The sequence below is a fragment of the Klebsiella sp. GG_Kp175 genome (assembly GCF_040062325.1).
In the GTDB taxonomy this organism is placed as follows: Bacteria; Pseudomonadota; Gammaproteobacteria; order Enterobacterales; family Enterobacteriaceae; genus Klebsiella; species Klebsiella quasipneumoniae.
Genome location: NZ_JBEAFX010000002.1, coordinates 144,474 through 157,410 on the forward strand (window position 1 = coordinate 144,474; position 12,937 = coordinate 157,410).

Below are 12,937 nucleotides of genomic sequence, written 5' to 3' on the forward strand. Positions count from 1 at the left end.
CGGGCGCGGGCAGACACAAACCTCACGCCCCGGTGTCCTGCACCGGGGCGTTTGTGCTAAACTGCGCACCCTTTTTTTCTGTGGTGCGCTGCCTGTGGCCGAAAATACTGTCTATTTCCCTGAAGCGTTTCTTGCTCAAATGCGCGCGGCGATGCCGGCGCACCTCTCTTTCGACGAATTTATCGCCGCCTGTCAGCGCCCGCTACGCCGAAGTATTCGCGTCAATACGCTGAAAATCAGCGTCGATGATTTTCTCTCTCTGGTCGCCCCCTATGGTTGGCAGCTGACGCCGGTCCCCTGGTGCGAGGAGGGATTCTGGATCGAGCGGGACGACGACGACGCGCTGCCGCTGGGCAGCACCGCCGAACATCTCAGCGGTCTGTTCTATATACAGGAAGCAAGCTCAATGCTGCCGGTCGCCGCCCTGTTCGCCGATAACCCGCAGCCTGAACGAGTCATGGACGTTGCTGCCGCTCCGGGGTCGAAAACCACCCAGATCGCCGCCCGGATGGGCAATGCGGGCGGCATCCTGGCGAATGAGTTCTCCGCCAGCCGGGTGAAAGTGCTGCATGCCAACATCAGCCGCTGCGGCATCAGCAACGTCGCCCTGACCCATTTCGACGGCCGGGTGTTCGGCGCAGCATTGCCCGAAGCTTTCGACGCCGTTCTGCTTGATGCCCCCTGCTCCGGCGAAGGGGTGGTACGCAAAGATGCGGACGCGCTGAAAAACTGGTCGCCGGAGAGCAACCTCGACATCGCCGCCACCCAGCGCGAGCTTATCGACAGCGCTTTCCATGCCCTGCGCCCCGGCGGGACGCTGGTCTATTCGACCTGCACCCTGAACCGCGAAGAAAATCAGTCCGTCATTCACTGGCTGCTGTCCCGCTACCCGCAGGCGGTGGCGATCCAGCCGCTGGGAGAGCTGTTTCCCGGCGCGGCCGATGCCTTAACCGCCGAGGGATTTCTGCATGTCTTCCCGCAGATCTTCGATTGTGAAGGCTTCTTTGTCGCCCGCTTGCGCAAGACTGCGTCGATCGATCCGCTCCCGGCGCCGGGCTACAAGGTCGGCAAGTTCCCGTTCGCGCCGCTGAAGGGCCGGGAGGCCGCCGCGGCGACCGCCGCCGCCCGCGCTGTCGGGCTGGAATGGGACGCGAGCCACACGCTGTGGCAACGGGATAAAGAGCTGTGGCTGTTTCCGCAGTCTATGGAGCCTCTGTTTGGTCAGGTGCGGTTTTCGCGCATTGGCGTGCGTCTGGCGGAACTGCACAATAAGGGTTACCGCTGGCAGCATGAGGCGGTTATTGCCTTTGCCGCGCCGCAGCGCGCCTTCGAGCTGACGCTGGAGGAAGCGGAGGAATGGTATCGCGGACGCGACGTCTATCCGCAAACCCCGCCAGCGCAGGATGAAGCCATTGTCACCTTCCAGGGTGTGCCGCTGGGCCTGGCCAAGCGCGTCGGCTCCCGTCTGAAGAACAGTTACCCGCGCGAGCTGGTACGCGATGGGAAACTTTTTGCCGGCAAGGTGTGACGCCGCGCAAAAAATACGCACTTTTTGACTGGCGGTTTTCCCCCCATTGACTACGCTGAAAAATGACGGCCGCAACTGGTCGTACCACAACTCAGCTGAAAAAATGGGGTGAAGCGATGAGTAAAACCAATGTCCGCATCGGCGCGTTTGAGATAGACGATGCCGAACTGCATGGTGAACATCAGGGTGAGCGAACGTTAAGCATTCCCTGCAAATCCGATCCAGATTTATGTATGCAGCTTGACGCCTGGGATGCCGACACCAGCGTTCCCGCGATTCTCAATGGTGAACATTCCGTCCTCTACCGTAAACATTACGACCGCCAGTCCGATGCCTGGGTCATGCGCCTTGCCTGACGCCAATGAACCCGTCGCCTGAGACGGGTTATTTATTTCCCCGTCCCGCCGTCATCCCCTACACTAAACAGTATGTCCCCCCGAACATGAGGCCAGGATGTTTGCCTTAGTGTTGTTTATTTGCTATCTGGATGGCGGCTGCGAGGACATTGTGGTTGACGTCTACCGCGAGGAAACGCAGTGCCTGGTGGCGATGGAAGATCAGCGGATCCGCCACGGCGGCTGCTACCCGATAGAAGATTTTATTGACGGCTTCTGGCAACCCGCCAGCGAATACAGTGACTTTTAGTCTGCCGACTGCAGCGCCACCAGCGTCAGCGTGCCGCCGAACACAGCGCCGGTGTCAATATAGTGTTGATTGTCGGAGTCATAACGCGCGCGAAGCGGCGTATGGCCAAACCAGAAATGGTCAGCCCCGGCGATAGCGCCATGACGCCCGGCCAGATGTTCACTCAGACGATGGCGGCTCCACAGGACCCGCTGGGGATCCACCGGCTGCTGCCAGCGATAGACCGGCGCCGGATAATCGGCATGGGCGATCACATGCCGCACTTTTGCGCACTCCACTTCAATAATCAACGGCAGCCGCTGACAGCGCGCCAGCAGGCGATCGACGTCATCCCGCTGCCGCACGTTGCTCCGGGCGTACCAGTCGCCGCCGTTCATCTGCCAGAGCGTCATATCTCCGCTCTCCAGCGCCTCGAGCGCCATCTGCTCATGATTCCCGCGCACGGCCCGGAACCAGCGGCTGCGCAACAGGCCGAGACAGTCAGCGCTTTGCGGCCCGCGATCGATCAGATCGCCCACCGAGATCAGCAGATCGGCCCAGGGATCAAAGCGCAGTCGGCGCAGGCGCGCCATCAGCAGCGCAAAGCAGCCATGCAGATCGCCCATCAGCCAGATATTACGCCAGTCTCTGCCATTAATACGCTGATACATATAATTACCTCTCTGCTGTAATTATAGGTAATTCCAGCTTATAGCCGCTGTTTTTTATTTACACCTCAATCGATTTTAAACAAACGGCAAATATAGTCGGCCAGAGGATTAAGCTTATCAGCGCCTCGTTTTAAAATAGCAGGAAATAACAACGAGGTGTTTATCGTGACAGACAATAGCCTGCATTCATCCAGCGTGCTTACGCCGCGCTCGCATCTCATTGCCGATCTGGTGATGGGTAGATTAACACCCGCACCTATATGGCGGCAGAAAAATTACCGCTTTAAATTTCTACTGCGCACGGCATTATTTTATAGCCCGACCAAAGCGATGCTGGAGGCGCTGAGCGCTCGTGACGATTTTAACCAGCTGCTGGCGGCGCAGACGACGCTGCCGGGGAAAGTGCACCGTCAATATCTAACGCGCGATCTCAACGCCTGGCAGCGGGCGATGGCGGTAATAAGCCATTATCGCTATGTCGATACCCTGCGCGGTTCCCGGCTGGCGCATGCCATGACCGCGGTGTGCGAGGTCCCGTTGCTGACGCTCAATGGAAAGGAAGAGCGCCAGTTTTCCCTCTCGGCCTCTTCGGCCGGGAAGGCCGAGCGTGAGGGTGAAACCACCCTGTGGCTGCGCGACAGCGATCATACCCTGCTGGCCAGCGCCACCTTCAGCGTGACCTGGGATGGCGAAGCCTGGCAACTGATCATCGGCGGCTTGCAGGGACCGCGACGCCACGTTTCTCATGAGGTGATCAAGCAGGCGACCCGCGCCTGCTACGGTCTGTTCCCGAAGCGCCTGCTGCTGGAGTTTATCTGGCTGCTGGCCGCTCGCAGCCATATCGCAGCGATTTACGGCGTTAGCGATAATGGCCATGTGTTTCGCGCCCTGCGCTATCGCCTGAGCAAGGGGCGCCATTTCCACGCCAGCTACGACGAATTCTGGCAATCCATCGACGGCAAGCCGGAAAGCCCCTGGCGCTGGCAGCTACCGCTGCGTCTGGAAAGAAAACCGCTGGAGAGCATCGCCAGTAAAAAACGGGCCGAATACCGGCGTCGATTCCAGCTGCTGGATCAGCTGGCGGAGCAGGTGGCAATATTGACGCAGCCACTGCCGGGCGAGTAATTTCACGACCAGTGAACTCGCCCCGTCACGCGGCGTTTGCTTATTATGTTCTTATTTCGCTACTATCATGGTCCCCGCAGACCACTGGATAGTCGTTAGCATGATGAGTAAAACCGAAATTTTCCTGCTGATTATTCTCGCGGTCGTCCTGCTGGGCAGCATATGGTTTATTTTCAGCGATGAAATTTGGCTTTTACTCTGCTATCTGGAAAGTCAGATATTTCCTACCTTCAGCGTTCCGGAATAATACCGGACGCCCGAAACTACGCCCCTCAATATTATTTCCTGCCATTTCGGGGGGCGTGGACGGCTAATCGCATGAATTGCCAAATCAATAAGGTTTTGTTTATTCTATTTATCATACAAATATGTATACTAGCAGCCTTCCGATGTTGGCCCGCCAGTTAACCTGCACGCCGGGCCTGTTTAGGTGCAGGTTTTTTCTTTCCCTCTCCCCTCGCTTACGGTTCCGCCTTCCCCATACCGTTCTTCCGCAGGATGCAATTTGTGTGTAAATGAATTGTGTATGCTAAAAACGGTGTGCTATAACGGGACATCCAGAGGCCAGCCTGGTGATTGACTGAATTGACTGACAGGATGTCGCTGGTGATCGCGAAAGCAGACAGATTAAGATAAAAAGAGACCGAATACGATTCCTGTATTCGGTCCAGGGAAATGGCTCTTGGGAGAGAGCCGTGCGCTAAAAGTTGGCATTAATGCAGGCTAAGTCGCCTTGCACTATAAGAATAGTTTAACGCGTCAGCTTTTCCAGTCTGCGGCCAATGTGGCCGAATAATTCCTGGAAAAGTGGGCGCTGCCAGCAAAAAAACCGCCACTGCCGTTGTCCGGCAAGGGCGGTTTTTTTTATGCCATTACAGCGAGATAGCGCGAAAATCTAGCAGAGCTTCTGCGCGCGCTCGATAAACGGCGCGAGGCTCATTTTTTGCCCAGGATGCTGCGGATCGTCGATCTGGATCACTGAGATCGGCTGGGCGGTGGTTTTGCCGGCTTTGACCTGCTGCTCAGCCACCTCATTGAGCGGATACTGGACCAGAGTGCTCGGGTTGATAGCGTAAAGGGCATTGCCCGGACGACAGGTCAACATCACCTCTTCACGGTTGAACGCCCAGCTCTCCTTCCCTACCTCAAAGCGGCTCACGGTGATAATTTGCGGCGCCGCCAGTGCAGCGCCGGAGCTTGCCAGTAACAACATGGTCAGAACAATTTTTTTCATGATTTTGCCAGTTAATTCAATAAGGTTCCCAGGTGGCAAACAGACTGACGGCCAGCAGCGCCAGCGCGCCCAGCCCTATCTCAGCCTGCGTGGTTCGCAGGATCAGACTTTCCGCCCGCGAACCGCTTGCCGACATGCGCGGTACCAGAACATACCTGTTCACTAACGCAATTACCACCATCCCGGCCACCAGCGCACATTTGATCAACAGCAGACGTCCCCAGGGCGATGCGCCAATCATCCCTCCCTGGATCAACAGCGCATTGATCGCCCCGCTGGCAAGGGTGCCGGCGACGGCCAGATGCCCGTAACGTGAAAAGCGCGCCATGGTATAGACCGCGGCCTGCCGCCAGCGCCCCTGCGCCAGGCGCAGGCAATAGATAAAGGGCAACAGGCCGCCGAACCAGCTGGCAACGCAGAAGAGGTGGACAGCATGATTAGTCCGCTGCAGGGCGCCGAGTAAACCATCATGCATGGCGGCATGCCCTACCCCAGCGGAAAGCAGCAGCTGGGCCGCCAGCAGGGCCACCAGCTGGCGAGCGCCATGTCGGGGACGGATCCACACTACGGCGAGGGCGATCCACGCCAGCAGGATCTGCCAAATCCACACCCCGCCGAAGCGGGTGCCCGCCACCGCCTGCCAGACGGCGGGTTGCCAGACATCTGCCCAGCCGTCGCCCATCAATCCCCCCTGCAGCAGATACAGCGCCAGGGTAGAGAGGGCGCCGATCAGCAGCAGCGGGCGCAGCAGCGGATAGAAGCGCAGCATCAGTACGCGTCGCAGCGGCACCGGCGCCCACCAGGCGCCATACAGCACGCAGCCAAAAGCCAGCATCAGGGTGATAAAGTGCCCAAAGCGCAGAGTAATGTAGAGCCCGGTCAGCATCGCTTACTTCACGCTAAAGGTGTATTGCCCTTTGGTTTTATGGCCATCCACTGAGACCACATGCCAAGCCACAGTGTATTCTCCCGGCGGCAAGGTTTCCGCTACAGGCACGGTGACCTGGGCGGGGTTGTCGGCGCTGCGGGTCAGTTTGCCGGTGGCTACCGCATGCTGCTGTGGACCGGTGACGGTCACGCCGCTGAACGCGGGTTCAATGCCTTCGGAGAAACTGAGCGTCAACGTCTGCGGGGAGGCCGCCAGCTGCGCTCCGGCGGCGGGGATCTGCTGCTGCAGGTGAGCGTGGGCGAGCGCGCCCGCCGCGGTTAATAGCCCGGCAAACGCAACGGAGAGGCGCAATGCGCGTCCAGCAAGAAGTCGCATATTCGTCATTCCCTTTTGTTATGTCTGTAGCACAGAGAATAACCCTGTATAATGGCAGAGTCGAGCCGGGCGTCAGGCCCTGACCGGGTTTACAAGCAGAGTGGAGTGTATGATGGAAAGAAATCTGGCCAAAATTTCGCAAGATGAGATGGATAAAGTTAACGTCGATCTCGCCGCCGCCGGCGTCGCCTTTAAAGAGCGGTATAATATGCCGGTGGTCGCTGATTTGGTCGAGCGTGAACAGCCCGCCCATCTGCGCGACTGGTTCCGCGAACGGCTGATCGCCCATCGGCTGGCCTCCGTTTCACTGTCCCGCCTGCCCTGGGAGCCGAAACAGAAATAATGCCTACTTGCCTCCTCGCCGTCGGTTGGCAAGCCCGGCCAATTACTTTACGCTTATTGTTTTGCTCTGGAGCGAGCCATGCTGCGCGTCATTGATACCGAAACCTGCGGACTGCAGGGGGGCATCGTTGAAATCGCCTCGGTCGACATTGTCGACGGGCAAATCACCAATCCCATGAGTCATCTGGTGCGTCCTGACCGCCCCATCAGCCCGCAGGCGATGGCTATCCACCGGATTACCGAAGAGATGGTCGCCGATAAGCCGTGGATTGAGGAGATTATTCCGCACTATCATGGCAGCCCGTGGTACGTCGCGCATAACGCCAGCTTCGATCGTCGGGTGCTACCGGAGATGCATGGCGAGTGGATCTGTACGATGAAGCTGGCCCGCCGGCTGTGGCCGGGGATCAAATACAGTAATATGGGGCTCTATAAATCACGTAAGCTGAACGTGGCCACGCCGCCGGGGCTGCATCACCACCGGGCGCTGTATGACTGCTATATCACCGCTGCGCTGCTGCTGGATATCATCAACGTTTCCGGCTGGACGCCTGACGAAATGGCCGATATCACAGGTCGGCCGGCGCTGCTCACCACCTTTACCTTCGGCAAATATCGCGGTAAAGCCGTCGCCGAGATTGCTGAAAACGATCCAGGCTATCTGCGCTGGTTATTCAACAATCTCGACCGCATGAGCCCAGAACTGCGCCTCACGCTCAAGCATTACCTTGGGGAATAGCCCCTACACTGCCGCTTTCCCCGGCAGTGTCCCCTGCGCCAGGGCGATGAAAAAGGCGTACTCCAGCGCCACCCCCTCATAGCTTTTAAAGCGCCCGGATTTTCCGCCATGCCCGGAGTCCATATCGGTGCAAAGCAGCAGCAGGTTATCGTCGGTTTTCAGTTCACGCAGTTTTGCCACCCACTTCGCCGGCTCCCAGTATTGCACCTGGGAATCGTGCAGCCCGGTGGTCACCAGCATATGCGGATACGCCTGCGCCTTCACGCCGTCGTAGGGGCTGTAGCTTTTCATGTAGTGGTAATAGGTTTCATCCTGCGGGTTCCCCCACTCTTCAAATTCGCCGGTCGTCAGCGGAATGGTCTCATCCAGCATCGTGGTTACCACGTCGACGAACGGCACCTGGGCTATCACGCCGTGGAACAGCTCTGGACGCTCGTTAACGGCCACCCCCATCAGCATCCCGCCGGCGCTGCCGCCCATGCCATAGCAGAGCCGCGGGTCGCCGTACCCCTGAGCCAGCAGCGCGTCGCAGACGTCGAGATAGTCGTTAAAGGTATTTTTCTTACACAGGAATTTACCGTCCTCATACCACTGCTGACCCAGCTCGCCGCCGCCGCGGACGTGGGCGATGGCGTAGACAAAGCCGCGGTTGAGCAGGCTCAGCCGACTGGCGCTGAAATCGGCATCGATACTGTCGCCATACGAGCCATAGCCATAGACCAGCAGCGGATTGCTCCCTTTACGAAAATGGTCGCGATGGTAGACCAGCGAGACCGGGACTTCGACGCCATCGCGGGCGGTCACCCACAGATGCTCGCTCTGATAGCAGCGGGTGTCCAGCCCCTTCACCTCCTGCTGCTTGATCACCCGTCGTTCGCCGGTATCCATATCCAGTTCAAACAGGGTGTCGGGCGTCGTCATCGAGGAGTAGCCGTAGCGCAGGCGCGACGTTTCGGGCTCCGGATTATAGGCAAGCCAGGTGACATAGGCCGGATCGTCAAAGGCGATCCCCACCACCTCCCGGGTCTTGCGGTTAATCTGCCGCAGACTGGTCAGGCCGCGCTGACGCTCCTCGACGACCAGCCAGTCGGTAAACAGGGTAAATCCTTCAAGCATCACGTCGTGACGCGGCGGGATCAGCGTGGTCCACTGATCTTCATCGCGTAGCACGGTACGATAGAGACCAAAATTCTTCCCGTCCCGGTTGGATCGCAGATAGAAGGCGTGCTGATAGTGATCGAGGCTATATTCATGATCTTTACGCCGCGGCAGGAAGCAGACCGGCTCAGCGTCTGGCAGTTCGGCGTTGAGCAGCAGTACTTCGCTGGTGGTGGCGCTGGAGAGATAAATCACCACGAACTGCTGGGATGTGGTTTTATGCACGCTGACGTAGAAGGTCTCATCTTTTTCCTCGTAGACCAGCACGTCGCTCTGCGCCGGCGTCCCGACGGTGTGGCGCCAGACCTGATAAGGAAGCAGCGTGGTGGGATGTTTACGCACGTACCACACAAAGCGTGAATCGTTGCTCCAGGCAAAGCCGGAGGTGACATTTTCCAGGGTCTCCGGATACCACTCGCCGTTGCTGAGGTCGCAAAAACGCAGACCGTACTGGCGACGGGAGAGATAATCTTCCGCCACCGCCATCAACTGGTTGTTGGGCGCAATACCCAGCCCGCCCAGGGTGTAAAACTCGCTCTTTGCCGCCCGCTGGTTGGCATCAAGCAGGATCTCCCACTCGTCCCACTCTTCTTTCAGCACCGACTGTCGCTGGTAGATAGCGTATTCGCAGCCCGGCTCATACACCTGCCGGTAGCGAAAGCCGTTTTTACTATAGGGGGCAGAGACTTCCCGCTGCGGAATGCGGTCGATAATCTCTTTCAGCAGACGCTCCTGCAGGCTGAGCTGCGAATCCATCACTTGCTTGCCGTAGGCGTTTTCCGCGTGCAGATATTCCAGCACATCAGGCCGCGCGCGTTCATCGTCGCGCAGCCAGTAATAGTTATCGATGCGTGTATCGCCATGCAAGGTCATGGCGTGAGGGATCCGTTTGGCTTTAGGTGGCATGTTATTCTTCTGCTGCTTTTTCGTGACACAAGAGCATTCAGGCCGCAGGGTGGCGCCTGAATGATGACGTGTCTATAAGGGTGGCAAAAGACGCGGGCGATGCAAGCGAAACGTGATAATTTAAACGCTTAGCGCCTGTTTTTGTGACTGGATGTCCTGTTCGATGTCGGCCCGGACATCTTTTGGCAACGCCAGAGCCTCACCCAGGGCGTTGAGATAGCTGCGCTCCATAAAGTGGTCGATATCAATCACCGCGCAGCTGACGTAGTAGATCTCCAGCGCCTCCTGCGGGTCAACGATGCCCTCGGCGAGACGCTGCGGATCCAGCGGCTGAGCCAGCGCCTGGTCAATCAGCACCCGGGCCTGCACGTCAATATTGGCCTCCCGAAGCTGGGCTTCAATCCTCGCCCGCTCGTGATCGTCGATATGACCATCGCTTTTGGCGGCAAACACCAGGGCGGTGATCAACCGCACGCTGCGCGGATCGACCTCCGTCGGCGCCGCAGCCGTCTCGGGTGTCGGAGCGGGCGTGTTCTGAGCGCGCATTTTCTGCTGATACTTGTTCCACAATACGGTACCCGCCACCGCCCCACCGCCAGCCAGCAGCGCGCTGGTGCCATATTTCGCCAGCAGCTTGCGTGACGATTTGCTGGCCACCAGCAGCCCCGCCAGCCCGCCGATGGCGCCGGGCAGCAGGGCGCTCCCTTTTGACGACTCGCCGGACGGCGACGCGCCCTGCTGTCCGAGCAGCGACTGCAGTTGATTTAGCCAGTTAGCCATGGTTTTCCTCTCAGGTGACAAACACTGTTATCAGCCTAAACGACGCGATGTCAGGAAATGTTAGACATGGCTAAAGATGCGCAAAGGTGCGCGCGGCGGGGGCTCCGGGTCCAGCCGACCAACCGACCAGCCCATCAGCCCATCAGCCCATCAGCGGCTGACCGCCAGCCATCAGGCCGCTTTGGCTTTCCGCGTTTTGGCAGCTGGCGCGGCGGCCTCTTCCGCCGGGGAAGCCTCAGCGTCCGTTGACGGCGCGGGCACATCGTGCGCAGTCGCATCCTGCTCCGGCAGTCTGCCGGCGCGCAGAATATGCTGCAGCGCCTCTTTACGCTCCGCCAGCCACATCGCCATGGTATCGCGCTGGGCATCGTCCATTTCCAGCGGCGATGCTACCAGCCAGTCATTCAGCACCTCTGCCAGATCGAGCATTTTGTCGTAAGCGTCGGCCTCTTTTTTGCTGGCAAAAGACATTTTTTCCTCACCTTCGCGGATCACTACATATTTAATTTCAACCGCCATGCTGCAGCCTCTTAGCACTGTATTTTTATACAGTATAGCAAATTTCCCTTCTGGACTCAACTCACGCGCATGAAGACAGACGCAAACGTTTTCGTTTATAATCGACCGCATCTTTTTTTACTGCGGAAGAGAGTTATGACTGTATTAGGCACCGCGCTGCGCCCGGCAGCCACCAAAGTTATGCTGTTAGGCTCCGGCGAGCTGGGTAAAGAAGTCGCCATCGAATGTCAGCGTCTGGGCATTGAAACTATCGCCGTCGACCGCTACCCCGATGCCCCGGCGATGCAGGTCGCCCACCGCGCCCACGTCATCAATATGCTGCACGGCGAAAGCCTGCGCGCGCTGATCGAACAGGAAAAACCCGATTACATCGTGCCGGAGATCGAAGCTATCGCCACCGATACCCTGGTCGAACTGGAGCAGGCCGGGCAGAAAGTGGTCCCCACGGCGCGGGCAGCGAAGCTCACCATGAACCGCGAAGGCATACGCCGTCTGGCGGCCGAAGAGCTGCAGCTCCCCACCTCCAGCTACCGTTTCGCCGACAGTGAAGAAGCCTTCCGCGCGGCGGTAGCAGAGATCGGCTTGCCGTGCATCGTCAAGCCGGTGATGAGCTCCTCCGGTAAAGGTCAGAGCTTTATCCGCTCGGCTGACCAGCTCAGCGAAGCCTGGCGCTACGCCCAGCAGGGCGGCCGCGCCGGCGCCGGGCGGGTGATCGTCGAAGGGGTGGTGAATTTCGACTTTGAAATCACCCTGCTCACCGTCAGCGCCGTCGATGGCGTGCATTTCTGCGCCCCGGTCGGTCATCGTCAGGAAGATGGCGATTATCGTGAATCCTGGCAGCCGCAGCAGATGAGTGACCTGGCCCTTGAACGCGCGCAGAATATCGCCCGTAAGGTGGTGCTGGCGCTGGGAGGGCATGGCCTGTTCGGGGTGGAGCTGTTCGTTTGCGGCGATGAGGTGATCTTCAGCGAAGTCTCCCCGCGCCCGCACGACACCGGAATGGTGACGCTTATTTCGCAGGATCTCTCGGAATTCGCCCTGCACGTTCGCGCCTTTCTTGGATTGCCCGTCGGCGCTATCCGCCAGTATGGTCCGGCCGCTTCCGCAGTGATCCTTCCGCAGCTGACCAGTCAGAACGTCAGCTTCGGCCAGCTGCGGTCGGCCGTCGGAGCTGGCCTGCAGCTGCGTCTGTTCGGCAAGCCGGAGATTGACGGCACCCGTCGTCTGGGGGTGACTCTCGCCGTCGCCGATTCGGTGGAAGAGGCTGTGGCGCGGGCTAAAACCGCCGCCGCGGCGGTTATCGTCGAAGGGTAAAGACAAAAAAAACCCGGTCGCGTTGCCGCTGACCGGGTTGTTGACCTTGAGGCGCGGTTTACTTCGCGCCTTCCACCGCTTCACGCGCCAGGGTGGTGATGCGATCGTAGTCGCCAGCTTCCAGGGCGTCGGCCGGCACCAGCCAGGAGCCCCCGATGCACAGCACGCTGTTCAGCGCCAGGTAATCACGGTAGTTAGCCGGGGAGATACCGCCGGTCGGGCAGAAACGAATGTGACCGAACGGACCCGCAATCGCCTGCAGCGCTTTCACGCCGCCGTTGGCTTCCGCCGGGAAGAATTTAAACTCTTTCAGACCGTACTGCATGCCCAGCATCAGCTCGGAGACGGTGCTGATCCCTGGGATCAGCGGAATAGTGCCGTCTTCGGTCGCCGCTTTCAGCAGAGATTCGGTCAGCCCCGGGCTGATAGCGAACTGCGCGCCGGCTTCCGTTACCGCTTTCAGCTGCTCGACGTTGGTCACCGTGCCCGCGCCGACAATCGCATCCGGCACTTCTTTAGCAATCGCGCGGATCGCCTCCAGGGCGCACTCGGTGCGCAGAGTCACTTCCAGGACGCGCACGCCGCCCGCGACCAGCGCTTTCGCCATCGGTACCGCGTGTTCCAGCTTTTTCACTACGATAACCGGGACAACCGGACCGGAGGTGAGGATTGCTTCTGCTGTTGTTTTCCAGTTTTTCATCAGGATTTTCTCTCGCCAGATCTACAAATTAAA

16 protein-coding genes are annotated in these 12,937 nt (G+C 59.0%); 8 read left to right on the forward strand and 8 right to left on the reverse strand.

Annotated features, from left to right (window positions below; genetic code table 11):
* Window positions 1-94 precede the first annotated feature (94 nt).
* From rsmF to ABLU73_RS03880, 3 genes are all read left to right on the forward strand, one after another.
* The gene (gene rsmF, locus ABLU73_RS03870) at window positions 95-1,528 is read left to right on the forward strand and encodes a 16S rRNA (cytosine(1407)-C(5))-methyltransferase RsmF (RefSeq protein ID WP_065802960.1); all 1,434 of its coding nucleotides are present in this window, start codon (window positions 95-97) and stop codon (window positions 1,526-1,528) included.
* Between the two features lie 116 nt (window positions 1,529-1,644).
* The gene (locus ABLU73_RS03875) at window positions 1,645-1,884 is read left to right on the forward strand and encodes a YebV family protein (protein WP_002911393.1); all 240 of its coding nucleotides are present in this window, start codon (window positions 1,645-1,647) and stop codon (window positions 1,882-1,884) included.
* Between the two features lie 97 nt (window positions 1,885-1,981).
* Window positions 1,982-2,173: a YebW family protein gene (locus tag ABLU73_RS03880; RefSeq protein ID WP_002911395.1), complete on the forward strand. Its 192-nt coding sequence runs from the start codon at window positions 1,982-1,984 to the stop codon at window positions 2,171-2,173.
* Here ABLU73_RS03880 and pphA read toward each other — a convergent pair.
* A complete protein-coding gene (gene pphA / locus ABLU73_RS03885; RefSeq protein WP_053810193.1) occupies window positions 2,170-2,823 on the reverse strand; it encodes a protein-serine/threonine phosphatase in 654 nt (217 codons plus the stop codon). The two genes, ABLU73_RS03880 and pphA, sit on opposite strands and share 4 nt — an antisense overlap.
* Before the next feature lie 156 nt (window positions 2,824-2,979).
* On the opposite strand from pphA, the gene ABLU73_RS03890 reads away from it, so the two are divergent.
* Window positions 2,980-3,948, forward strand: coding sequence for a VirK/YbjX family protein (locus ABLU73_RS03890; RefSeq protein WP_122543197.1), 969 nt, complete (start codon window positions 2,980-2,982; stop codon window positions 3,946-3,948).
* A gap of 103 nt (window positions 3,949-4,051) precedes the next feature.
* Complete coding sequence (locus ABLU73_RS03895) at window positions 4,052-4,195, forward strand: Ecr family regulatory small membrane protein (protein WP_032425946.1); 144 nt, start codon at window positions 4,052-4,054, stop codon at window positions 4,193-4,195.
* 648 nt (window positions 4,196-4,843) lie between these two features.
* Here ABLU73_RS03895 and ABLU73_RS03900 read toward each other — a convergent pair.
* From ABLU73_RS03900 to yobA, 3 genes are read right to left on the reverse strand one after another with little or no spacing between them, the layout of a single operon-like run.
* Window positions 4,844-5,182 carry a YebY family protein gene (locus ABLU73_RS03900; RefSeq protein ID WP_002911404.1) on the reverse strand — a complete coding sequence of 113 codons (339 nt, stop codon included), beginning with the start codon at window positions 5,180-5,182 and terminating at the stop codon, window positions 4,844-4,846.
* A 16-nt stretch (window positions 5,183-5,198) separates the two neighbouring features.
* A complete protein-coding gene (gene copD / locus ABLU73_RS03905) occupies window positions 5,199-6,068 on the reverse strand; it encodes a copper homeostasis membrane protein CopD (protein WP_004203385.1) in 870 nt (289 codons plus the stop codon).
* 3 nt (window positions 6,069-6,071) lie between these two features.
* On the reverse strand, window positions 6,072-6,446 hold the full coding sequence (yobA, locus tag ABLU73_RS03910) for a CopC domain-containing protein YobA (protein ID WP_004203386.1): 375 nt from the start codon (window positions 6,444-6,446) through the stop codon (window positions 6,072-6,074).
* 112 nt (window positions 6,447-6,558) lie between these two features.
* On the opposite strand from yobA, the gene ABLU73_RS03915 reads away from it, so the two are divergent.
* On the forward strand, window positions 6,559-6,789 hold the full coding sequence (locus ABLU73_RS03915) for a DNA polymerase III subunit theta (protein ID WP_002911406.1): 231 nt from the start codon (window positions 6,559-6,561) through the stop codon (window positions 6,787-6,789).
* Between the two features lie 78 nt (window positions 6,790-6,867).
* The gene (exoX, locus tag ABLU73_RS03920) at window positions 6,868-7,527 is read left to right on the forward strand and encodes an exodeoxyribonuclease X (protein ID WP_004203387.1); all 660 of its coding nucleotides are present in this window, start codon (window positions 6,868-6,870) and stop codon (window positions 7,525-7,527) included.
* A 3-nt stretch (window positions 7,528-7,530) separates the two neighbouring features.
* Here the strand turns inward: exoX and ptrB are convergent, their stop codons facing one another.
* The 3 genes from ptrB to ABLU73_RS03935 form a co-directional block, all read right to left on the reverse strand.
* The gene (gene ptrB, locus ABLU73_RS03925; RefSeq protein ID WP_004203388.1) at window positions 7,531-9,591 is read right to left on the reverse strand and encodes an oligopeptidase B; all 2,061 of its coding nucleotides are present in this window, start codon (window positions 9,589-9,591) and stop codon (window positions 7,531-7,533) included.
* Window positions 9,592-9,711: 120 nt separating this feature from the next.
* A complete protein-coding gene (locus ABLU73_RS03930; RefSeq protein WP_004203389.1) occupies window positions 9,712-10,371 on the reverse strand; it encodes a tellurite resistance TerB family protein in 660 nt (219 codons plus the stop codon).
* Window positions 10,372-10,542: 171 nt separating this feature from the next.
* On the reverse strand, window positions 10,543-10,890 hold the full coding sequence (locus ABLU73_RS03935) for a YebG family protein (RefSeq protein ID WP_348850063.1): 348 nt from the start codon (window positions 10,888-10,890) through the stop codon (window positions 10,543-10,545).
* Window positions 10,891-11,025: 135 nt separating this feature from the next.
* On the opposite strand from ABLU73_RS03935, the gene purT reads away from it, so the two are divergent.
* Window positions 11,026-12,204, forward strand: a complete 1,179-nt coding sequence (gene purT, locus ABLU73_RS03940) for a formate-dependent phosphoribosylglycinamide formyltransferase (protein WP_264924559.1) — start codon at window positions 11,026-11,028, stop codon at window positions 12,202-12,204.
* 58 nt (window positions 12,205-12,262) lie between these two features.
* Here the strand turns inward: purT and ABLU73_RS03945 are convergent, their stop codons facing one another.
* The gene (locus ABLU73_RS03945; protein WP_002911423.1) at window positions 12,263-12,904 is read right to left on the reverse strand and encodes a bifunctional 4-hydroxy-2-oxoglutarate aldolase/2-dehydro-3-deoxy-phosphogluconate aldolase; all 642 of its coding nucleotides are present in this window, start codon (window positions 12,902-12,904) and stop codon (window positions 12,263-12,265) included.
* Window positions 12,905-12,937 lie beyond the last annotated feature (33 nt).